The organism is Verrucosispora sp. ts21 (assembly GCF_002879555.1).
Classification (GTDB): domain Bacteria; phylum Actinomycetota; class Actinomycetes; order Mycobacteriales; family Micromonosporaceae; genus Micromonospora; species Micromonospora gifhornensis.
In genome coordinates, this window is record NZ_PNOZ01000047.1 from 1 (window position 1) to 22,440 (window position 22,440).

The following is a 22,440-nucleotide window of genomic DNA, read 5'->3' on the forward strand; positions in this document are numbered from 1 at the left end:
GTGGTGGGCGGTGGGGTGGTCGGGGGCGGGGTGGTCGGCGGAGGCGTGGTCGGAGGTGGCGTGGTGGGCGGAGGCGTGGTCGGGGGAGGCGTGGTGGGCGGCGGGGTGGTGGCCGGCGGACCGCCGTCGAGTGTCAGCTTCCAGCCGTCAAGCATGCCTGCGTACGGGGCGACATTCTCGACCCGTAGCTTCCAGGTGCCGGGTGTCGGTTTGCTCGACAGATCGAGGATGAAGGCTTCGCGGGAGTGTGCCCGATACGACCCGACGAGGCTTTCCTTGAGCAGGAAGGCCTGTCCGTCCGGCGCGATGAGGGAGAGTCGGAGGTCCCGGTTGTACTGGTGAGTGATGTTGGTTTCGACGTAGCTGGTGGTGGACGGTGCCCGGCCGCAGTCGGTCACGCTGATCGGCGATTCGATCGTGCCGTTCTCCGGGATCCGTACGTCGGCGGTGGCGATACCGCCGCAGGCCGGCGGCGGGAGGTCGACGCCCGCCAGGTTGAGTGTCCACGAGTCGAGGAACCCGGTGCCCTGGTTCATGTTGTCGCTGACGTAGAGCTGCCAGGTGCCGTTCGCCGTCTCCGACGACAGGTCGTTGGTGAACGTGTAGTCGACGCGCGTGGCGTCTCCGCCGGTGTGATCCAACAGGTAGTACCAGTCGCCGCTGGGTGAGATCAGCCGCACGTCGAGTTGACTGATGTTGGCGTGGGCGATGTGCACCTCGATCGTGCTGTTGCGGGCGGCGGCACCGGGACAGCCGGTGATGGTGATGGGGGCGCGCAGGTTGTAGCTCTCGCTGATCACGCGGTCGGTGCCGTCCGATGCGACGCAGCCGGGCGTATTGTCGATGCGCAACTGGTAGGCCAGCGGCCGGATCGCGCTGGTTCCGGTGCCGATCACCGAGATGGTGTAGCTGCCGGCCAGCATGGTCGCTGCGGTGCTGATCGTGAGTGTGGTGCTTCCGTTCGACGAGATGTTCGGTGGGTCGAAGGTGGCCGTCACACCGTCGGGCAGGCCGCTGACCGCCAGTGAGACCGGTTGGGCGGCGCCCCGGGTGACAGTGCCGGTGATCGTGGTCGAGACGGTGCCACCGGGCGTGACGGCGCCCTCGGCCGGGGTGGCGGTCAGGGTGAAGTCGTCAGCCGGGACTGTGGCGCTGACGTGGAGCAGCCGGTTCGGTGAGCCGATGCCCGCGTCGGTCACCACGCCGGGGGTGGCGTCGTCCAGGAGCGCCTGGGTCACCTGCGCCGGGGTGTAGGTGGGGTTGTTGGCCAGGACGAGCGCGGCGGCTCCGGCGACGTGCGGGGCAGCCATCGACGTTCCGGAGGCGGTCCGGGTGGAGGTGTTGCCGTCGATGTAGGCCGAGGTGATGTCGACCCCCGGCGCGAACAGGTCCACGCAGGTACCGATGTTGGAGAAGGCTGCGCGTGCATCGTTGGGGCCGGTGGCGGCCACGGTGATCGCCTCGGGGACAGAGGCCGGGGTGGTTGTGCACGCGTCGGCGCCGTCCTCGTTGCCCGCCGACACCACGTAGGTCACGCCGTCGGCGATCGACCGTTGCACGGCGTCGACCATGGGCTGGTACGCCACGCCGCCGAGGCTCATGTTCGCCACCGCCAGTTCGCCCGGGTCGTGGTCGCCGGTCACCCAGTCGACCCCGGCGATCACCTGTGCGGAGGTGCCCCGGCCGATGCAGTTGAACACCCGTACGGCCACCAGTTGCACGTCCTTGGCCACCCCGTAGGTGGTGCCGCCGAGTGTGCCGGCCACGTGGGTGCCGTGGCCGTAGCAGTCGTTGGCCTCGGCATCGTTGTCGACGAAGTCCCAGCCGGACACGGCCCGCCCACCGAAGTCGGTGTGGGTCGCGTTGATGCCGGAGTCGATGACGTACGCCCGTACGGCCGGTGTGACCCGGGGGTAGGTGAACGAGTTGTCCAGCGGCAACGCGCGCTGGTCGATGCGGTCCAGACCCCAGGACGGGGTGGGGCTCTGCACGTCCGCCACGGAGACCGTGTGGTTCTGCGTCACCGAGGCCACCGCCGGGTTGGCGGCGAGCCGGCGGGCACCGCGTTCGGAGAGTCGGGCCTCGAAGCCCCGCAGGGCGTGCCGGTAGACCTGGCCGACGTTGCCGCCCTGCCGTTCGGCGAGGGTACGGGCGGTGGTGTCCACGGCCTTGGCTCCGACGGCGGCATCCCGCAACACGACGATGTAGGAGCCGGTCACGGCGCTCGGGCCGCCGGCGGCGAGGATCTGCCCCTCGGCCGGGGCGGTCACCGCGGGCGCGGCGGCTGCGGTGAGGGCCAGCACGATCGCTGCGGCCACGATGCCTGAGCGGAGCAGGGAGCGACTACGTTGTCCAGCCGGTGTCATGTCTACCTTCCCTGGCGAGGGCCACGCGCCCAGAACCGACCGCGTGGGGATCGCCCGGCGCTCGTCGGCGAACGACCACCGGAGACGTTGGTCGGTGGGCCCCGGTGTGAGAGGGAGTGCCCCTTCGGCCGACTGTGGCTCAGCACGTCGCGAAGTGACCTGCGTCGATATCACAATCCTTCATGATTGTTTCGCTGTCAACGAAAGATTCTGTGGGTGAGACCAACGACGAAGCGGTCAGAGGCGACGAGCGCGAACCTGATCGAGAGGCCCCACCGAGGGTGGACCGGTGGCCGTCCTGGCGAAGCGGCGGGCCAGGTGGCCGAAGGCATCGGTGAGCTCGGCGGGGCCGACGACCTCGATCTCGGTGTCGAAGCGGGCGAGGGCGGCGGCGAGGCTGGGCCAGGACCAGGAGCCGAGCGTGAGCCGGCAGCGGCCCGGGCCGACCTCCTCGACAACCCCCTCGCGGGTGTAGCGGGCCACTGCGGCCGCGGGCAGGTCGAGGATCGCGGTGCCCTGGCAGGGCCAACCGGTGACGCCGTCGGCTGCGCCGCGGAACCTGCCGGTGACGAAGGTGCCCACATCACCTCCGGGTAGCTGCCTGGGCGTGAAGCGGGGCCCGTTGGGGGTGCGCAGGCTGATCCCGTCGACGCGAAAGGTGCGCCAATCCGACCGGCCGAGGTCCCACGCGACGAGGTACCACCGCCCGTCCCAGGTGACGACGTGGTGTGGCTCGACGCGGCGCGGTGGCTGCTCGGCGGCCTCGGGGCCGTAGTCGAAGCGGAGGATCTCGCGCGCGTGCACGGCGGAGCTGATCGCCAGGAGCGCGCCGGTGTCGGGCAGGGCGGCTGGTCGGGTGGCAGGTCGGTCGACGGCGGTGATCTGAAGAGCTTTGACGCGGTGCCGCAGCCGCGACGGCATGACCTGCCGGACGGTGGTCAACGCCCGGACTGCCGCTTCCCCGGTGCGGTCGCCCAGCGTCGTGGCGGCGATCTGCAACGCGACGGTGAGGGCGACGGCCTGCTCGTCGTCGAAGAGCAGCGGCGGGAGTTCGGTGCCGGCTCTGAGTCGGTAGCCGCCGTCGGGGCCCCTGACCGCGGCGATGGGGTAGCCGAGCTCACGCAGCCGATCGATGTCACGGCGCACCGTTCGCAGGCTGACGTCGAGCCGCTCGGCCAGTAGCGCACCCGGCCACTCTCGGCGCGTCTGCAGCAGCGACAGCAGCGCCAGCAGTCGCGCGGAGGTCTTCGGCATGGGTGCGAACCTAACCGCAGTAGGTGACACAACCTGTCACCACAGTCGTCGAGTCTTGGGGCGATGCCGGCCGGACGCTCCGGCCGGGATTCTCACCAGGAGTCTCATGAGCATCACCACTACCGCCCACCTCAACTTCCGGGGCAACGCCCTGGAGGCGTTGGAGTTCTACCAGTCGGTGTTCGGCGGCGAGATCATGGTCATCACGTACGGCGATTTCGGGATGCCGAAGGGACTGCCCGACGCCGGCAAGGTCGTGTGGGGTCAGGTCGCGGCCGCCGACGGCTTCCGCGTCATGGCCTACGACGTGCCCGGCCAGACTGTCGCCGGCGGCGCGTCGCAGCACTCGACCCGGCGCGAGAACGGTATGACGCTGACCGGCGAGCCATTCTTCCTGTCCGTTCGCGGGGAGACCGTCGAGGAGGTCGGCGCGCTGTGGGAGAAGTTGGCGGACGGCGCCACGGTCGTCGAGGCCTACGGCCCGGCGCAGTGGGCGCCGGCGTTCGGGATGCTGACCGACCGCTTCGGCATCACCTGGATCCTCGACGTCGCCACCGCGTACGCCGGCGCCTGATCCTCATCCTGGCAACGGGACGAAACGACGCCCAGCCCGACACCCTCGTCCCGTTGCCAGCAGCGGCGCAGGCTCGGCACGCCGACACCTCGGAGATCATCGCCACCAGGCTCCGCCGGTAGCACCCTGACGAGAGAGTGGGTGATCCAGGAACTCTCGGCGAGGGCCGGCATCACCGGCCACCCATAGCCGTCCCGGCTATCCCAGCCGGACGCACGGGCTGGTGATCGGGGAGCTCGAGCTCTGCGCCGTGCGGGAGTGCCCGCCCGCCGCGTTATAGGTGGATGATAGTCCGCAGGAAGCGTCAGGAGGAGAAGCGGATAGGACGACTCCGGCTCGGCGGCATCCTGCTCGGCACGGCCGACGCGGAACGGTTGCGCGCCTGGTACGTCGCCGCCTTCGCCCCGGTGGAGACACCGTCAGGATCTCCCGACTTCGGCGGGTTTGAGATGCTGGTGGATGGCCGCGGCGAGGCGTCTCTCGCGGCGAGGCAGGGCGACCGGCAGTGAGGTGCTCGTGTATCCCAGGGAGGATCACCAACCAGCCACATACGCGGTGCTCAACTTCCCTGTCGACGACATCGAGCAGTGATCGGGCGCGGTTTTCGGCAGGCGTGCGGTGGCGCTGGTCAGTCGTAGTCCACCAGACCGGCCCGGATGGCGTTGATCGCAGCGGTCGTGCGGTTGGGTGAGTCCAACTTGAGCATGATGCTCGCGACCAGGCGCTTCGCGCCGTGGCTGGAGATAGCGAGTCGCCGTGCGATCTGCTTGTTGCTCAACCCCTTCACCAGCAGGTTGAGCGCCTCGGTCTCACGAGCAGTCAGGTTCACCGTGCGCGTACGGGTGCTCGGCCCCGGCTCGTCGGCGCGGGCGAGCAGGGCACGGGTCAGCGTGGGTGGCATCGGCAGCTCGCCGCGACGAATCCGTTGCAAGGTGTCGCTGAGCAGGTTGGCGGTGAGGCGCTGCTGGGACACGAAGCCGTCCACCGGCATCGAGGCCAGCTGAGTGACGTCGGTGATAGCCGCCTCATCGACGAGCAGGATGACGTGGGTGCTGCCGCGTACCGCCCGACCATCCTTCTCGAGCCAGTGCGCCTCGGGTAGCGCCACGATGAGGAAGTCGACGCCGCCGAACTGCGACAGCATCTCGTACTCCTCTCGCGAGCCGCAGCGGTGCACGGTCGAGACCTCCGGCACGCTACCGAGCACCGCCTCGATGCCCCGGCCGAACACTTCGTTGTCCACCAGGACCGCAACGGTAAGTGTGCCGCGGTCAATCTCGAGCATGCTGTGCATGTCACTACCTCCGCTGTGTTGCTGGGTTGTGCGGTGTCAGCTCGTGGACGTCGTACCCTCGTCGATCGGCTAGGCCCGATGGATGAGGCGGCGCCGCGCAGGTGCCTGGGCTAGGGTGGTAACCGCGTCGCCGCGGAGAGTCCGCCTTCGGCCTCGGTGGCCGTTGTCGTGAGACGAGGCGTCGTCCGGATCGTCTGTCACGTCGACCGCTTGACGGCGTGTGCCGTCTCCGCCGACCTCCATCGGCTACAGGCTCATGGTGCTATTGGTGACCGCGGCGGTCCATCTCCTGACGTGCGCAGTGGCTGAACAGCCTCTTTCTCCGCAATAGCCGGTGGGCCGCCATCGCTCGAGAATGGCGGCCCACCGGCTGGTGACGGTATGGGTCAGACGGGGTCGATCAGCCCGTACGCCCGGATCGGGAAGGTGCCCATGCCCGCGACGGCGACCGGCGCGGCGTGGAAGCGGAAGCCTGCGGCCGGCAGCCCGTCGAGTCTGCACAGATGCTCGACGATCGGGATGCCCGCGGCCAGCAGTCCGGTGTGCGCCGGCCGGTGCAGGTCGGCCATGTCGTCGATGTTGACCGAGTCGATGCCGACCACCGCCGGGGCCTGTGACACCAGCCAGGAGACTGCCTCGGCGGTGAGGAACGGATGGCCCGCCGCGCCGTAGTCCGCGGTGCCCCAGTGCCGGTCCCAGCCGGTGCGGATGAGCACCGCCCTGCCGCTGACGGCCAGGCCGTCGAAGACATCCGCGCCGATAGCCGGCGTCGACGAGGCGCTGACGTCGACGAGCACACCCGGGACGTCCACCAGCCGCGACAGCGGCACCTGGGACAGGTCGTCACCGTCGGCGAAACGATGGAACGGCGCGTCCAGATAGGTGCCGGTGTTGGCGACCAGGGTCACCCGGCCAATCTGGAACTCGGTGCCCGGCGCGTACCGGGCGCGGGACTCCTCCCGCGACAGGTGATCCTCGATGTACGGGCCGGGTAGACCCGGGTACGTCGTCATGCCGTGCTGTATGACGTGCGACAAGTCGACCAGACGGGCACCTGACCCGGATCCGGTGGGGTGGGGCTGCGGTGCCACCGCTCTGTTCATCGAGGTTACCTCCGATGTGGTGGGTCGCCGTCGACCGCAGTGCGGACGGTGTCGGCGAGGGTCATCAGGTGGTGCCAAGAGGCGTACCCGTAGTCGTCCATCCAGTCGTGGAAGTCGACGCCGAGCCGGGCGTAATGCAGCCCGTGTGGCGTGTCCAGCCTCAGCACCGACACCGAACCCCGGTAAAGCCGCAGTTCGACAGTGCCGGTCAACGGCTCGTCCAGCTCGGCCAGGCACCGCTGAAGCGTACGTCCGAGGTGGCTGAACCAGCCGCCCTGCACCGCCGTGGTGGTCCACTCAGTCGAGAGCAGCGTCCGTACGGTGTGTTCGCGCGGGTCGAGGACGGCGTTGGCCAGCGCGCGGTGGGCGGTCGTGATGACCGCTGCCGCCGGCGACTCCCGGACCTCGTGGTTCTTCACCCCGAACGCGGTGTCCTCCAGCCCGGCGTAGCGGCCGACGCCGTGTCGGCCGGCCAACTCGTTCAGCCCGGTCACCATCTCGTGCAGTGGCAGCGCGGTGCCGTCCAGAGCAACGGGCAACCCTGCCGCGAAGGTCAGGCTCAGCTCGGCCGGTTCGGCGGGGCAGTCGACCGGGTGCCGGGTGAGGGTGAAGACCGACTCGTCCAGGCGGTTTTCCGGACTCTCCAGGCTGCCGTTCTCGATGACCCGCGCCCACGGGTTGACGTCGATGCTGTGCACCGCATCGGGCAGGTCGACGCCGACCTCCGCCAGCCTGGCCTGCTTCTCCTCCCGGGTCACGTTGGAGCCCAGGAACGGCGCGACGACGTGCAGTGTCGGTTCCAGCGCGACGACGGAGCGACCCAGCCGGGCCGTGCTGTTCTGCATGTACGTCGCGGTGTGCCCGACGGCGTCGCCGCCGACGTCCCGGGCCACGCGGACCGCCGCCCGGGCCATCAACGGCCGGCTCAGCGTGGACCCGACCGGGAACTGTCCCTGGTAGTAGGCGTCGGCGTGGATCGCGGCGGGCACCGCCTCGGTGAAGAACTCTTCGGTCACGTCGACCACCTGGTACGACGCGCCGAACCGGACGGCCAGGTCCCCGGCCCTGCCGTCGTCCGGCGCCCCGATGCGGACGTTCAGCGCCGTCGTCCGGACCGGCGCGTCCTTGAGCAGGTGGAGCAGGTAGGTGCCGTCCAGACCGCCCGAGTACAACAGCACCAGGTGCCGGGGCGGCCGGGCGATCAACTCGTCCAGCGTGGTGATGAAACGGCGCATCGGGAGCCCTTACCGTGGGGAGACCGAGTGGGTGACGTCGGGCAGCGGCATCGACGCCGGTACGGTAGGCCGGTCGGCCAGGATGGTGGTCAGCGGCGCGAGCACCCGTGAGCCGGCCAGCCGGACCCCCCGAGAGCGCCGCAGGTCTGCCACGGCGAAGCATCGGCGCAGCCAGCGGTCGGTGCCGTCGTGGCGGGCGGTGAAGCTGGAACGTCCGTGCACGGCGCGCCAGTTGTCGACCACCAGCAGATTGCCGGTGTCCAGCACGACCGAGTCCAGCGACGGGGTGAGCACGGCCTCCAACTCATCGAGGGCCTGGCGCGCCTGGTCGGTCATCGGCTCCATCGCGTGGAAGTCCGCAGTCAGTTCCGGATCGTCCACGGGACCGGCCAGCACCGCGACCGGCTCGGAGTAGCCGCTTGAGCCGAGCTGGGCGAACGAACTGCTGAACTGGATCCGGAACAGCGGTTGGCGCAGGGTGGCCACACAGGACTTGGACAGCCGCGGGTGCACGCGCTTCACCGTGCCGGTCAACGTGCGCCCGCTGCGATCGTGGTCGGGGCGTAGGCAGAGCAGGCTCAGGAAATCCGGCTTGTACGGGTGGAACCCGTTCTCGGTGTGCAACTCGAGGTAGGCGGATCCGCTGTTCTCCTGCTGGTTCTCGGCACCGGCGATAGGGGCCACGTCCTGGACGACCCGACCGTGCTTTTCGTCGGCGTACCCGATGATGTCGCCCAGGTGGGACATGGCCATCAACTGGGCGGCCGTCGCGATGCCGACCGAACGCCAGTCGGGCAGGTAGCCGTCTGCGGGCGTGGCGGGTAGCCGTTCGTCGACCGGCACGTTGCGCACCAGCAGAGATCCAGACGAGCTGCTGTTGCAGCGGAAGGACACCAGGGCCGCGACCAGGCGCTCGGGCAGCCGGCAGCCGATCAGTTCGACAGTGGTCATCGCCGCCTGGGTGCTCAGGTCTGCCTCGCCGAGGGCTTCGACGACCTCGGCGCACAGGCTGCGCATCAGCACGGCCTCGTCATGGGTCAGGGTGACCTCATCGAGGTCGCCGGCATCGAGCTCCATCCTGCTCATCTGACTCACTCTCCGGGCGAGATTGCTCAGGCATCAGCGGACCAGCAGGCCCTGACGCGTCACGTTCCACCTTCGGCGGGTGAGCCGGCCGACGGAAGCGCAGGAGGCGCGGGCGGTCGACCTGGCCAGCTGACCAGGTCGCAATGAGGAGCAGACCCAGGCGTGGCAGTCGAGTTTGACTAGCGGGTATCCCGGGGTGGTGTCGCGTTGTGACGCTGGCCCCGACCGCTGGACCACCGTCGGACACCGGCGGGGTCCGTTCGCACACGAGAAGGGAGCGCAGATGGCCGGGATCGATGCTGCGCGAACCACCGCAGGGCCCGCGCCGCTGACCGCCGGGATGGTGGCGGACTACCACCGCGACGGGTTCCTGCTGTTGCCCGGGGACCACCTGCCCGCCGACGTACTGGCTGAACTGATCGAGGCCGCCCCGCTGATCCTGGCCCAGGAGGGGCCGCAGCGGGTACTGGAACGCGACGGGGTGACAGTGCGATCGGTGTATGGACCGCACCGTACCGATCCGGTGGTGGCCCGGGTCAGCCGGTCGCCGGAGCTTGCTGGGGCGGCCCGGCAACTGCTCGACGACGAGGTGTACGTGCACCAGTCAAAGGTCAACCTCAAGGCCGCCTTCGCGGGAGACCAGTGGGAGTGGCATCAGGACTACATCAACTGGCGGGATCGGGACGGGATTCCGCGGCCGGACCTGGTCAACGTCACGGTGTTCCTCAACGAGGTCAACGAGTTCAACGGCCCGCTGACGTTCATCCCCGGCTCCCACCGGCACGGGCTGCTCGACGGCACGGACACCGACAGCATGCCGGCCGGCTACGAGGACGAGCCGAACTGGATGGCGACCCTCACCGCCACCGAGAAGTTTCAGGTCGACCGGACCGTCATCCGTCGGCTGGCCGAGGCGGGCGGGCTGGTCAGTCCCAAGGGGCCGGCCGGATCCGTGCTGATGTTCCACCCGAACGTGCTGCATGCCTCGTCGCCCAATCTGTCGCCGTTCGACAGGGGCATGCTGTTGATGGTCTACAACGGCGTCCGCAACGCGCCCCGGCCGGTGGAGAATCCGCGCCCGGACTTTCTCGCCGAGCGTGCGGTCGTACCCATTCCGCTGGCTGTCTGAGGGCGGGTCGGCTGGTGCCCACCGCCCGCGCCCGGTAGGGCGCGGGCGGTGGGCCGACCGTGTCCGCTCGGGCGGCGCGGCGGCCCGGGCCGCCCGACGGCGGGCGGTCAGGCCGTCGGGGTGGCGCCGTCGACGCTGAGGACAACCTTGAACGCGTCCTGCCGGTCGAAGAGTCTGTACGCCGCAGCGGCCTCGCCCAGCGGCATCCGGTGCGTGACGATCCGGCTCGGATCCAGCCGGCCGGACCGGATCAGCGCCAGCACCGGGTCCCGCATCCGGATCGGGTCACCGACAGCGAACCGCACCGTCAGCTCGCGGGCGAACGCGAGCCCGGTGGGGAAGGGCATCGCGGCGGAATGGTGTGCGCCCACCGCGCAGACTGTGGCGTGTGCGGCTGCTGCCCGGATCGCACAGGCCAACGCCGCGTCGCTGCCCACCGCCTCGATGACCGCGTCTGCGCCGCGGCCACCGTCGTCGCGTACCACCTCGTCGAGCTGTTCCGGGGTGACAGCGGTGAACCCGAGGTCGGCCGCCCGCGTCCGCCGCGCCGGCGTCGGGTCGGCGATCACCACCCGCGCGGCGCCGGCCGTCACCGCGCACAGCCCGGCGAGCAGACCGAGCGGGCCCGCGCCAACCACCGCGACGAGGGCACCGGGAGCCACCTGCGCCCCGTGCACCGCGGCCAGCCCGGTCGTCAGCACGTCGCCCGCGAAGAGCGCCTGTTCGTCGGTGACATCGTCCGGGGTGGCGGCCAGCACCACGTCGGCGAAGGGCACCCGGACGAACTCGGCCTGCCCACCGGGCAGCGGCGCCCCCACCACGTCGGCGTACCCGAAGAGGGTGACCTTCGGACACTGGTAGTGCCAGCCACGCGCACACGCGTCGCAGCGCCCGCAGGCGACCACGTCGGAGGCGAAGACCCTGGTGCCGACGGCAAAGGGGGCCTGTGACCCCGCCTCGTGGACGGTGCCGGCGAACTCGTGCCCCAGCACCGTGCCGGGCGTGAATTTCGGCAGCTCTCCCCGGTACGGGTGCAGGTCGGTACCGCACACGGCGGTGCGGGTGACCCGCACGATCACGTCACGCGGATGCTGTATCCGGGGCAGTTCCACCTCGTCGACGCGTACCGAACCCGGGCCGTGATAGACGACCGCCCGCATGGTCGGGTTCCCGCGGCGTCCGGGCTCCGTGGCCCGTGTTCCTGGCATGGTCATCAGCGCACCTTCCCGACTGGGCTGGCACGGGGCACCGTACCGGCAGTTGGTGGGGGTCGCTGCGATCCTGGGCCAGGCGGCCCGCCGCCGACCAACCGCCGACGGCCGCCGATCCGCCCTGCTCCGACGGGCGGCCGATCGGCCCTGCTCCGACGGTCACCCGTGGCGCCCTGGCGCGATGGTCGGCCGGTCGGCTGCCGCCCGGGGCCCGCCTGGCCATGGCCGATCGAGGGCTGAAGAGAGGGGTACGCGGGCCGGTCTGCGACGCGAAGACTGGGCAGGCGGCGATCTGCCGACGACGACGGAATGAGGTGGCGTACGGTGCCCGATGCTGGACAGCCCGGCCCGGATCCGTGCTGGTGGTCGGCGCGGCAGGTGGCCGACGCGATCGCCGCCCGGCGGATTTCGGCCCGGGAGTACCTCGACCTCCAGCTCGCTCGGATCGAGCAGTTCAACGCCGGGTTGGGGCTGGTCGTCACTATCGACGAGCGGGCTCGGGAGTACGCCCGGCAGGCCGACGAGGCGACCGTCCGGGGGGAACGGCGAGGGCCGCTGCACGGCGTCGCCATGACCATCAAGGACTGTCTCGCCACCGCTGGCCTGCGGACCACCGGTGGCCTGGCCGACCTGCGGACGTACCAGCCCCGGGAGGACGCCACGGCGGTGGCCGCGCTGCGCGACGCCGGAGTTATCGTGTTCGGCAAGACCAACGTACCGTCGGGCTCGGGCGACCTACAGTCCTACAACGAGCTGTTCGGCGTGGCCCGCAACCCATGGCATCCGGAGTACACCACCAGCGGATCCTCCGGCGGTGCGGCCGGTGCGGTCGCCGCCGGGTTCACCCCTCTCGAACTCGGCACCGACGTGGCCGGCTCGATCCGGGTACCCGCCGGTGCCTGCGGCGTGTTCGGCCATAAACCCAGCTACCGCGCGGTGCCGATGGTCGGCCACGTGCCGCCGTACCCGTTCAAGCCCCGGGAGGCGGACATCGCGGTGGTCGGCCCGATCTCCCGCACTGTCGAGGATCTGGAGACCGCCCTGACGGCGATCGCCGTACCGCACCCGTGGGACGCGCCGGCCTGGCGGCTGTCGCTGCCGCCGCCGCGTCCGGTGCGCCGTGTGGCGACCTGGTTCGACGACCCGTACTGCCCGGTGGACGCCGAGGTCCGGGCCGCGCTGCGCGAGGCTGCGGACCGGCTCGCCGACAGCGGCGTTCAGGTCGAGGAGGCCCGCCCCTCTGGGGTACGGCTCGCCGCCAGCGACCACGTCTTCCGCCGGTTGCTGGCGTCGGTGGCGATGCCCGAACACACCGCCGACGATATCGATGACATCGCCGCCGGACGACGTCCACCCCGGGCGGTACTGGGCGGCGAGTACGTCGCCCAGCGCTACCGTGACTGGACGGAGGCCGACGACCAGCGGACCCGCCTGCGGACCCGGTGGCGGCAGTTCTTCGGCGGCTACGACGCGATCCTGCTGCCGGTGGCCCCCAACCTGGCCGCCCGGCACGACCACCGCTCCTTCGAAGACCGCACCGTCACGGTCGACGGGGTGCCGCGCCCGTACTGGGACCAGATCGTCTGGGCGGGCCTGACCGGGGTCAGTTACCTGCCGTCCACGGTGGTGCCGGTCCGCGTCGACTCGCGGGGCCTGCCGATCGGTATCGCGGTGGCCGGCGACTACCTCCAGGATCGCACGACGCTGGCGGTGGCCCGCCGACTCGCCACGGTCCTGCCACCCATCGGCCACCCCGAGCTGACCGTGGTGACCGCCGACGAGCTGCCGGCAGGGCAGCACTGACTGGGAAGGTCCGCATGACAGAGCCGATCGACGTCGTCGTGCCCAATGTGGCCGAGTTCAACACCCGCAACCCGGCCGTCTCCCTGGGCCCGGCCGTCACCGACGTCGTCACCCGCCTGGCCGGGCATCTCGGCGACTACGCGGTCTACTGGAGCAGCCGGCGACGGGTGCTGGTGCTGCCCGAGGGGTATGACCGGCACTGGTACGCCGACGTACACCGGCTGCTGGACGAGCCGGCGCCGCCGGTCGTCTCGCCGGCCCCCGTCAGCGGAATGGTGGCCCGGGACCTGCTCGCCGACGGCGCCGCGCTGGCCCGTCTCCGCTCGCTGTTGACCGGCCACGACGAGGCGCGGCTGGTCACCTGGGGGGCGACCGCGGAGGTCTACCTGCTCGCGGCGACCCTGCGGGGGTGGGGGCTGGCGGTACGCCTCGACGGGGTGCCGGAACGCGACTACTGGGTCAGCCGGTACCTGGATTCGAAGCTGAGCTGCCTCGACCTGGCCCGTGAGGTGTCCGAGGTGCGGGTGCCGCCCGGCCTGTTGGTGGTCGACAACACGGAGCTGCGGGGCGCGGTTGAGCACCTGTTGACCCGGCACGGGCGGGTCATCGTGCGCAGCCCGTACGGCGTCGGCGGCGACGGCTCGGTGGTGTTGCAGCACGACGCCCGGGGCGTCGGGGCGCTGTGGAGCGCCGTGGAGCGGGACCCTTTCCTGCGGACCTTCCCGCTGCTGGTGCAGCAGTTCGTGGCGCACCGGCCCGGCGTCGGCTGCCCCGCGGTGGACCTGCGGATCGACGACGACGGGGTCCGGGAGATCGTGCCCACCGCGATGGCGGTGGACGTCTCCCGGGTCCGGGGCGTACACGTCGGAACCGCCTCGGTGCCCGCGGCCGAGGCGGACCGGATGACCCGGATCGGCCGCGACATCGGGGCCGCCGCGCACGCCCGGGGCTTCCGCGGCTGGATGTGCGTGGACTTCGTCCTCGCCGACGACGGCACCTACTACGTGACCGAGATCAACGCCCGGCGCAGCGGTGCCATGGCGGCGATCGCCATGCTGCGGCGGTGGGGCGCCACCGACCAGGTGGTCTTCTCCCACGACGCGGTCACGCTCGGCACCCGCGGGCCACTGTCCTATCTCGGCGACGTGCGGCCGGTGCTCGCCCGGCTCTGGGATGCCGGAGTGCGGATCCATCCGACGTCGGTGCGCGGGCTGGGCTTTCGGCAGCCGGTGCTGTCCCTGATGGCTCCGGGAACCGATGCGGCGCAGGCGCGGCAGGTCGTCGAGGACGCCGCGCGGGAGTTGACCGCCGCGGTCGGCGGCGGGGAGCGGGTCCGCCGGCCGACCGCCGCCGCGGTGCCATCGGCCGGGTGACCGCAGCGGGCCGCGGGAGTGGTGTCCCCCGGCCCGCTGCGGTGTGCGGGATCAGCGGCCGATCACGCCGCCGTCGCGGCGCCGGATCGCCACGGTCGCCGAGCGGGGACGCCCCTTCGGGTCACGGTCGGGCCAGCTGCTCACCGACTGGGGGTTCGCCGGCGAGGGCCGTTCCAGGGTGGGCACCGCCTCACCCGGGTGCTGCACATTGATGAACATGGTCCGGTGGTCCGGGGTGAAGGCGATGCCGGACAGCTCGCAGCCGCGCGGACCGACCGCGAAGCGGCGGACCTCGCCGGTGACCGGGTCGGCCGCCAACAGCGCGTTGTTGCCCAGGTAGACGTAGTACGTCTGGGGATTGCTCAGCGACGAGTTGGAGATGTCGCTCTGGATCCACATCCGTCCGTCGCGGTCGATGGCCAGGCCGTCCGGCGAGCCGAACTTGCTCGTCGCGTCGAGCGGCACGCTCGGGTCGAATTCGGGATCGCCCGCCAGGAGGAAGATGTCCCACTCGAAGGAGGTGGCGGTGGCGTCCGCGTGCCGCTCCCGCCACCGGACGATGTGACCGAACGGGTTGGGCCGCCGGGGATTGGCCGCGTTCGGGAACCCGGTGCCGTTGCTCAGCGTGACGTACACGTCGTTGGTGTTCGGGTGTACCGCGATCCACTCCGGCCGGTCCATTGGCGTGGCACCGACCGCGTCGGCGGCCTGCCGGGTTCGCAGCAGCACGTCGGCCTGGTCGCGCCAGCCGTTGGCCGTGGTCAGCGGGCCGGTGCCGTGCTTGAGCGGCAACCAGCGACCGGTGCCGTCGTCGTCGAAGCGGGCCACGTAGAGGGTGCCGTGGTCCAGCGGGTGCCGGCCGGTCGCCCGCATGGTCCGCCACCGGCCGGAGCTGACGAACTTGTAGATGTACTCGCCGACCTGGTCGTCGCCGGTGTAGACCACCACCCGGCCCCGGGACTCCGTCACCGTGGCTGTCTCGTGCTTGATCCGTCCCAGCGCGGTGCGCTTCACCGGCTTGCTGTTCGGGTCGCGCGGGTCGATCTCTACCACCCAGCCAAATCGGTTCGGCTCGTTGGGGGTCGCCGCGAGGTCGAAGCGCGGATTCCCGTGGTGCCACCGGTACCCGTAGCCCCACCGGGTCACGCCGTACCGGGCCTGCTCCGGCGTGGGCTCCCAGGTCGGGTCCTCGGTGGCGAAGTACTCGTTGAAGTTCTCCTCGCAGGTCAGGTAGGTGCCCCACGGGGTGGCGCCGCACGAGCAGTTGTTCAGCGTGCCGCGCGGCTCGGCCCCGGTCTGCAAGGCGGGGTGATTGCCCGAGAGCGGGCCGGAGAAACGTACCGGGGTGTCCGTGGTGATCCGCCGGTTGTACCGGGAGTCCACCAGTTGCCACCGTCCCCGGCGCAGCGCGATCTCCACCACGCTGACGCCGTGCGCCGCCAGCGACTTGGCCACCTTCTCCGGGGTCATGACCGCGTCGCCGTCGGGGAAGAGCAGCACCTGGTCGGCGTACTCGTGGTTGAGGACCAGCAGGCCACGGTCGGGGCCCAACGGGAAGTACTGCATGCCGTCGTGGCCCATGCCGATCTGCCTGGCCTGGTCGGCCGCGGAGTTCGAGGCGTCTCGGCGCCAGGCCGGCCCGTTCGCCCGGATCGGGGTGCCCCAGGGGATGAGGACCTCCGCGGTGTATCCGTCGGCGACGGTGAGGGTGTCCGCGGAGCTGATCGGGACCGCCGGGAAGTTCAGCAGCCGTCGGCGGTGCCGCGCCCCGGCGGCGGCCGCCGTACCGGGGCCGGCTACGCCCGCGCCCAGGAAGCCGGCGGCCGCCACGACGCCGCCGGTCAGCGCGGTACGGCGGGACAGCCGGGTGGCGACCACCTCCTGGAAGAGCCGGTTACTGGACGGGTTGGAGCTGATGTCGTCCGACTCCGGATACGGCTGGGGATCTGACGAGGTGACTGCGCTGGACAAGGTTGACCTCCAGGAGGGATGGGCCGGCGGCGGGTTCCCGCTGTTCAGGGCCGTCGCACGGCATGGGTGATCTTGATGTTGGTGTACTCCAACAGCCCCCAGAGGCCGTACTCCACGCCGCTGCCGGATTCCCGGAGACCGCCGAAGGGGACGTCGTGGCGCAGGTCACCGTGGGTGTTGACCCAGGCGGTGCCGCACTCGAGGCGGGCGGCCAGGGCCCGGGCCACGGCCGGCTCGCCCCAGACCGAACCACCCAGGGCGAAACGGGTGCCGTTGGCCCGGGCCAACGCCTCGTCGAGGTCGTGGTAGCCGATGACCGGCACCACCGGCCCGAACTGCTCGTCCTGCTCCAGGTCGGTGCCCGGGGGCAGGTCGCTCACCACGGTCGGCGGATAGAAGTGTCCGGCACGGGGCAGTGCCCCGCCGCCGGTCACCACCCGGGCGCCGGCTCCCGCCGCCGACTCCACCAACCGGTGTACGTGCGCGAGCTGGGCCTGGCTGACCAGCGGACCGAGGTCGGTGCGCGGATCACGACCGTCGCCGACCACCGCCGCCTTCGCCTCGGCGTGCAGCGCCTCGGTCAGCTCGGCCGCCTGCCCGGCCGACACGTACACCCGCTTGATCGCTGCGCAGAACTGACCACTGTTGACGGTGGCGCGCCGGAAGATCTCCCCGGCGACCCGGTCGATCCGAGTGCCGGGCAGCACGATGCACGGGTCGTTCCCGCCCAGCTCCAGGACCACCCGCTTGAATGAGTCGGCGGCGCGGCGCGCGATGGCCCGCCCGGAGCGGACCGAACCGGTGAAGGAGATCATCCGGATCGCCGGGTGCTCCACCAACGCCGGTCCGAGGGCACCGTCTCCGCTGATCGTGTTCAGTACGCCCGGCGGCAGCGCCTCGGCCAGCAACTGTCCCATCCGCAGGCTGGACAGCGGGGTGACCGGTGACGGTTTGAGTACCACCGTGTTGCCGGCCAACAGCGCCGGTGCGATCTTGGTGACGGCCAGGATGATCGGATAGTTGCTGGGGGCGATCGCCGCGACTGGTCCCACCGGCGTCCGGTCCATCGTGGCCTCGACGGTCTCCTCGGCGACCAGCTCCTGCCGGGGTAACGACAGCTCGGCGGTGTGGCCGAACCAGTCGGCGGCGAGCGTCACCTCCGCCCGGGCCTGCCGTAACGGCTTGCCCTGTTCGGCGGTGAGCAGCTCGGCCACCTCGTCGCCCGCCCGCGCCAACGCCGCGCCGCAGGCCAGCAGCGCCGCCCGCCGCGAGTCGGCGTCGGTACGGGACCAGTGGCCAAAGGCGGCGGTGGCACCCAGGACCGCGTCGTCGAGCTGTGTGGCCGTGCACCGTGGCGCCTCGGTGAAAACCTCGGTGGTGGCTGGGTTCTCCACCGGCATCCGATCGGGGGAGTGCGCCGAACGTCCCGCGATGGTCATCGGAATGATCACGGACACTCTCCCCACTGGCCTGGCCGGCCCGGTCGGCGGACCAGGCCAGTCTTCGCGTCGATCACCGCGCCCAGGAACCCCGCTTGCGGGCATGCTCGTCCGGCTAGGGGTTTGGAGCGCCCGTCGGCGGCTTTCCGGTGCACCCGGTGCGCGGGAGGGTCAGTGGCGTACGGCGGTCCCGGCCCGGCGCCGCCGCTACCTCGAACGGGCCGGCATCGGCGGAAGGGGGCCAGGTGACGTCCATCGAGGCAGTGCACACGTACCTGCCACCGAATCGGGTGCCGGTGGGCGACTGCCTGGCCGACTACGGGTTCTCGGCGGCGCAGATCCGGATGCACGAGCGGTTCTACGGCTTCCGCGAGGTGCGACTCGACCCGCAGGGCAGCCTGGCCGACCTGCTGGTCGGCGGGGGCGCCGGGATGGCCGAGCTGGCCGGCCGGGAGCACCTGGTCCGCTACGTACTGCACGCCCGGACCATGCCGGTGGTGGCGCCGTACCCGGTCAACCCGGTACGGGAGGCCGCCCGCCGGCTGGGCCTGGCCCACGCCACCACGTTCACCGTCAGCCAGCATGCCTGCGCGTCCGGCCTGCTCGCCGTCGACCTCGCCGGCACGCTGCTGGCCGACGACCCCGACCCCGCGGCACTGGCGCTGGTGCTCACCGGAGAGAAGGCCTTCACCGCCTCCGCCCAGGTCATCTCCGGCACCGGCGTGATGGGGGAGGGCTGTTCGGCGGTGCTGGTCAGCGCGCACGGCCGGCGGGACCGGGTGCTCTCCTACGCGGCCGGCACCTACGGCCGGTTTTCCGCCGGACCGTGGATGTCGGAGCCGGACGCGGCGGCCTTCCGGGACGACTACCCGGTCATGGTCGCCGAGGTGGTGCGGGCCGCGGTGGAGGAGTCCGGTCTGGACCTCGACCAGATCGGGACGATCCTGCCGCACAACGTCAACCGGCTGTCCTGGCTGCGGGTGCTCCGGCTGCTGAACATCCGCAGCGCCGAGCGGCTGGTTCTGGACAACCTCCCGAGCACCGGGCACTGCTTCGCCGCGGACTCCTTCGCCGCCTACCAGCTGGCCTGCGAACAGGGCCGGCTCGCGCCCGGCGACCCGTACCTGATGACGTCGGTGGGGCTCGGCGCCACCGTCTCCGCCATGGTCCTCGTCCACTGAACCCCCCGAGCCTGGAGAGCGACACGTGCATACGCACACACTCAGCGGTGATGTCCTCGCGCTGTTGCGTACCGCGCTGACCGGCGCCGCCGACCGTCCCCTCGTGCTGCTCGGTAACTTCGAGGTCGAGGACCACTGGGCGAAGGGCGAAGCGGGCCTGCCTGGGATCGTGATGCCCGCCAGCCGGGTCATCGTGAACCGGATGGACGAATGCGCGCTGTTGCTCGCCGGCCCGGACGACCACGTCGTGCTCAAGGCCGCGCCCGACGAGGAGTACCTGCGCTACCTCGGCGGCCTGGGACTGGCGCTGCCCCGGATCCTGACCGTCGCCACCGGGCAGCCGCAGCGCACGGTGAGCGAGGACGCAGTGGCCGATCCGCGGCTGGTGGCCACGCTCGGCGGGTTGGTCGCTACCGGTGCGCACCTGTGGCCGCACGGCGTGTCGGTGGTCGAGGAACGCCTGGCGGAACTCGCCGGGCTGCCGCTGGCGGCACCGACGGCCGCCGTCTGCAAGCGGGTCAACAGCAAGATCTATAGCCGGTTGCTCGCCGACGAGGTGGGGCTGCCGCAGCCGGAGGGCACGGTCTGCCGCGACCTCGACGAGCTGGACCGGGCGATCCGACGCGCCGGCAGCTGGTTGGACGCCGGACGGCCGGTCGTCCTCAAGGACGCCTTCGGTGTCTCCGGCCGGGGCATCATGGTGGTCCGCGACACCCGGCGACTCGCGCAACTGCACGCGCTGATCGCCCGCCGGGCCCGCCGCGACGCCGGCCGGGTCGGCCTGGTCATGGAGGAATGGCTGCCCAAGCGCCACGACCTCAACTACCAGCTGACCGTCGACCGCGCCGGTGACGTGCACTTCGACGTGATCAAGGAGGCGATCACCAGCGACGGCGTGCACCAGGGGCATCGCATGCCGGCGCCCCTGACGGAACCGCAGCACCGGCAGGTACGTTCCGCCGCCGCGGCGATCGGCCGCCGCCTGGCCGCCGACGGGTACTTCGGGGTGGTCGGGGTGGACGCCCTGACCACCACCGACGGCCGGCTCTACCCGATGATCGAGATCAACGCGCGCAACAACATGTCCACCTACCAGGAGCGGCTGCGGCGGACCTGGTTCGGCCCGGACACGGTCGCGTTGGCCCGGCAGTACCCCCTGCGGCTGACCAGAGCGCTGCCCTTCGGCGAGCTGCGGGCACTGCTGGACGGCGTACTCGCCGACCGGCCGGACCGGCCCGGCCTGGTGATCAACAATTTCGCCACCGTGAACGCCGCCAGCGGTGCGGGTACCGACTTCGGCGGTCGGCTCTACGGCGTGGTGGCCGCCGACTCCGCCCAGCAGGTCGCCGCCCTCGACCGGGAGGTCACCGAACGGTTGCGGAACTGCTCCGCGACCGTCGCGCAATCCTAGCCACCAGCCGATCGGCGTCGGCCGATCAGCTCCGCCGTACCCCGGGCCGATGCGCCCCGCATCGGCCCACCCCACCGGTCCCGTCCGCTCGGCGGGGACCGCGACCAGACAGGGAGACGACATGAGTGACGCGACCATCGGTGCTGCTCCGCAGGCTGTCGCCGGTGACATCACTAACGTGGTGGTCGGTGCCCTCGGGCAGATGTTGAGCCGCGACCCGGCGAGCATCTCCACCCAGCTACGGCTCTTCGAAGACCTCTCCTTCGACTCCACCAGCGTGCTGGAACTGCTCATCCAACTGGAGGCGGAGCTGGACGTCGAGTTCGACACCGACACCCTGGAACCGGCCGACTTCGAGACCGTCGGCGCGCTCGTCGCCTACGTCGCCGGCCAGGTTGAGGAGAACGCCTGATGTACGTCACCGCGCCGGGGCGTCGGTCGCAGACCGGCACCCCGGTGGGGCATGCCGCACCACTCGGCCTCGCCCGGGCGGTGCACCAGGTGTTCGGTCCCGGTGGGCCGTTCGGCAACGACGACCACATCTACTACCCGGACCTGATGCGTTCCTACGGCACGACCTGCCCGCCCGACGCGTTCGAGGGGCGACGCAACTCCTTCACCGACATGCTCACCGCGGTCCTGCCCCGGCTGCGTCCGTACGCCGACGGGTTCGACCTGGCCGTCCTCGCCGCCGCCACCCCCGACTCGCAGCCGGGCTTCCCGATGTGCCACCTGAGCAACCTGGTGCCCGACGCCGGGCTCGCCTTCGCCGTACTCGACCAGGGCCTGGTCACCGCGTTCACGGCGCTACAGGTGCTGGCCAACCGGTCCCGCCGCGACGGTGCTGGCCGGCTGCTACTCGTCGTGGTCGATCAGTCTGTGTTGCTGCACGACCTGCCGGTGCCGCAGCGGCTGCGCGTCGCGCGCGACGCGGTGGTCGTGCTGGCGTTCGACCCCGTGGCCGACGGCGGCCGGCTGTACCCGCCGAGCAGTGCGCCGACGGTGTCCCGGACGCCGCAGGCGGCCCTCGCCGAGGCGCTGGCCGAACAGAAACCGCAGGTACTCGTAACGGGGGCGGGCCTGGCCGGGCGACTGCCCACGGTGCCGGACGACACCCTGGTGCTGCCGGCGCCGCTCGGGCAACCGGTCACCGGAGTCTGGCAGGAGGTGGCCGCCCGGCTGCCACAGTGGCAGGTCGACGGGGCGCGCGTCCTGATCGCCGACCACGACGCCGACCAGGAGCGGCTCGCCACCTGCCTGCTTGACGTCCCGGCCGGGGGAAAGGGATGACTGTCGATGCCGTGGCCCAGTGGACCCGACCGTACGACCGGGCCCGGTCGTACGGTGTCGAGGCCGCTCTCGCCGACCTCTACGACCGGATCGCCGGGGGTTCGCTGGTCGCCGGACCCACCGGTCAGGCACTGGCACCAGGTCCGGTCGGCCGCGCCGCCGAGCGGGTGTGGCCCGGCGGGACACCGCTGCGCGGGCTCGCCGGTGTCACCACCGTCGCCCTGCCCGCGCCGGTGCGCGACGCCGACCTGACGGCCTTGCGCGGACTGCCCGGCCCGGACCGGTCCGGGTGGGCGTCGTACCGGATCTGGCTGCTCGGCCTGGCTTGGCTGCGGCTGGGCAGCTCGGCGGGGCTGCTGGACAGGATCCGCGCCCACCTGGCCGGCCGGCGGGCCGCCGACGGTCCCCTGCTGCGCCAGCAGCTCGTGCAGGCCGCCCTCGCCGAGGCGGTCACCGACCAGCTCACCGTCCAGGCGCTGCTGACCGACGCGGACCGGCCCGCCGAATCCGACCCGGACCCGTCCGCCGAATCGGTCGCCGACCTGGTGCAGGCGCACCACCAGCTGACCGCCGCGGACCACGCGCTGCTGCCGGTACTCGGCGCCGCCGGGTTCACCCAGGACGGCCCCGGACGGGCCGTGTACCTGTCCCACCTGCTCGCCGACGTGTACCTGCCGGCCCACCACGACGTGCGGCCGCCGACGTGAGGAGGTGACCACC

General features: G+C 71.4%; 19 protein-coding genes. 10 read left to right on the forward strand and 9 right to left on the reverse strand.

Annotated features, from left to right (window positions below; genetic code table 11):
• On the reverse strand, positions 1-2,318 hold a 2,318-nt coding region (locus C1A38_RS20155; RefSeq protein WP_233196918.1), incomplete at its 3' end, for a S8 family peptidase.
• A gap of 285 nt (positions 2,319-2,603) precedes the next feature.
• Entirely contained in the window at positions 2,604-3,620 is a 1,017-nt protein-coding gene (locus tag C1A38_RS20160) for a helix-turn-helix transcriptional regulator (RefSeq protein WP_102659315.1), read from the reverse strand.
• Between the two features lie 106 nt (positions 3,621-3,726).
• On the opposite strand from C1A38_RS20160, the gene C1A38_RS20165 reads away from it, so the two are divergent.
• Positions 3,727-4,194 carry a VOC family protein gene (locus C1A38_RS20165; protein ID WP_102659316.1) on the forward strand — a complete coding sequence of 156 codons (468 nt, stop codon included), beginning with the start codon at positions 3,727-3,729 and terminating at the stop codon, positions 4,192-4,194.
• Between the two features lie 284 nt (positions 4,195-4,478).
• Positions 4,479-4,703, forward strand: a complete 225-nt coding sequence (locus C1A38_RS20170; protein ID WP_102659317.1) for a hypothetical protein — start codon at positions 4,479-4,481, stop codon at positions 4,701-4,703.
• A 119-nt stretch (positions 4,704-4,822) separates the two neighbouring features.
• Here C1A38_RS20170 and C1A38_RS20175 read toward each other — a convergent pair whose 3' ends face one another.
• From C1A38_RS20175 to C1A38_RS20190, 4 genes are all read right to left on the reverse strand, one after another.
• Positions 4,823-5,479 carry a helix-turn-helix transcriptional regulator gene (locus C1A38_RS20175; protein ID WP_158244917.1) on the reverse strand — a complete coding sequence of 219 codons (657 nt, stop codon included), beginning with the start codon at positions 5,477-5,479 and terminating at the stop codon, positions 4,823-4,825.
• A 395-nt stretch (positions 5,480-5,874) separates the two neighbouring features.
• Positions 5,875-6,591, reverse strand: a complete 717-nt coding sequence (locus tag C1A38_RS20180) for a cyclase family protein (protein WP_102659319.1) — start codon at positions 6,589-6,591, stop codon at positions 5,875-5,877.
• Between the two features lie 5 nt (positions 6,592-6,596).
• A complete protein-coding gene (locus C1A38_RS20185) occupies positions 6,597-7,826 on the reverse strand; it encodes an argininosuccinate synthase domain-containing protein (protein ID WP_102659320.1) in 1,230 nt (409 codons plus the stop codon).
• 9 nt (positions 7,827-7,835) lie between these two features.
• Complete coding sequence (locus tag C1A38_RS20190; protein WP_102659321.1) at positions 7,836-8,912, reverse strand: TauD/TfdA family dioxygenase; 1,077 nt, start codon at positions 8,910-8,912, stop codon at positions 7,836-7,838.
• 283 nt (positions 8,913-9,195) lie between these two features.
• On the opposite strand from C1A38_RS20190, the gene C1A38_RS20195 reads away from it, so the two are divergent.
• Positions 9,196-10,041: a phytanoyl-CoA dioxygenase family protein gene (locus tag C1A38_RS20195; protein WP_146017586.1), complete on the forward strand. Its 846-nt coding sequence runs from the start codon at positions 9,196-9,198 to the stop codon at positions 10,039-10,041.
• A 107-nt stretch (positions 10,042-10,148) separates the two neighbouring features.
• Here the strand turns inward: C1A38_RS20195 and C1A38_RS20200 are convergent, their stop codons facing one another.
• Positions 10,149-11,255 carry an alcohol dehydrogenase catalytic domain-containing protein gene (locus C1A38_RS20200; protein ID WP_102659323.1) on the reverse strand — a complete coding sequence of 369 codons (1,107 nt, stop codon included), beginning with the start codon at positions 11,253-11,255 and terminating at the stop codon, positions 10,149-10,151.
• 321 nt (positions 11,256-11,576) lie between these two features.
• On the opposite strand from C1A38_RS20200, the gene C1A38_RS20205 reads away from it, so the two are divergent.
• Together C1A38_RS20205 and C1A38_RS20210 are read left to right on the forward strand one after the other, a co-directional pair.
• Positions 11,577-13,055: an amidase family protein gene (locus tag C1A38_RS20205; protein ID WP_158244918.1), complete on the forward strand. Its 1,479-nt coding sequence runs from the start codon at positions 11,577-11,579 to the stop codon at positions 13,053-13,055.
• Positions 13,056-13,069: 14 nt separating this feature from the next.
• A complete protein-coding gene (locus tag C1A38_RS20210) occupies positions 13,070-14,428 on the forward strand; it encodes a preATP grasp domain-containing protein (RefSeq protein ID WP_102659325.1) in 1,359 nt (452 codons plus the stop codon).
• Between the two features lie 51 nt (positions 14,429-14,479).
• Here C1A38_RS20210 and C1A38_RS20215 read toward each other — a convergent pair whose 3' ends face one another.
• Both C1A38_RS20215 and C1A38_RS20220 read right to left on the reverse strand, forming a co-directional pair.
• Entirely contained in the window at positions 14,480-16,399 is a 1,920-nt protein-coding gene (locus C1A38_RS20215) for a PhoX family protein (RefSeq protein ID WP_199180266.1), read from the reverse strand.
• A 44-nt stretch (positions 16,400-16,443) separates the two neighbouring features.
• The gene (locus C1A38_RS20220; protein WP_233196919.1) at positions 16,444-17,850 is read right to left on the reverse strand and encodes an aldehyde dehydrogenase family protein; all 1,407 of its coding nucleotides are present in this window, start codon (positions 17,848-17,850) and stop codon (positions 16,444-16,446) included.
• A 233-nt stretch (positions 17,851-18,083) separates the two neighbouring features.
• Here C1A38_RS20220 and C1A38_RS20225 point away from each other — a divergent pair, with 233 nt between their 5' ends.
• From C1A38_RS20225 to C1A38_RS20245, 5 genes are all read left to right on the forward strand, one after another.
• Positions 18,084-19,019, forward strand: a complete 936-nt coding sequence (locus C1A38_RS20225; protein ID WP_102659326.1) for a 3-oxoacyl-[acyl-carrier-protein] synthase III C-terminal domain-containing protein — start codon at positions 18,084-18,086, stop codon at positions 19,017-19,019.
• A 25-nt stretch (positions 19,020-19,044) separates the two neighbouring features.
• Positions 19,045-20,430 carry a preATP grasp domain-containing protein gene (locus tag C1A38_RS20230; RefSeq protein ID WP_102659327.1) on the forward strand — a complete coding sequence of 462 codons (1,386 nt, stop codon included), beginning with the start codon at positions 19,045-19,047 and terminating at the stop codon, positions 20,428-20,430.
• Between the two features lie 121 nt (positions 20,431-20,551).
• Positions 20,552-20,842, forward strand: coding sequence for an acyl carrier protein (locus C1A38_RS20235; protein ID WP_102659328.1), 291 nt, complete (start codon positions 20,552-20,554; stop codon positions 20,840-20,842).
• Positions 20,842-21,720, forward strand: coding sequence for a hypothetical protein (locus C1A38_RS20240; protein ID WP_102659329.1), 879 nt, complete (start codon positions 20,842-20,844; stop codon positions 21,718-21,720). Before C1A38_RS20235 ends, C1A38_RS20240 begins: the two co-directional genes overlap by 1 nt.
• Entirely contained in the window at positions 21,717-22,427 is a 711-nt protein-coding gene (locus C1A38_RS20245; protein WP_102659330.1) for an acyl-CoA dehydrogenase family protein, read from the forward strand. The genes C1A38_RS20240 and C1A38_RS20245 overlap by 4 nt, the downstream gene beginning before the upstream one ends.
• The last annotated feature ends 13 nt before the right edge of the window (positions 22,428-22,440 follow it).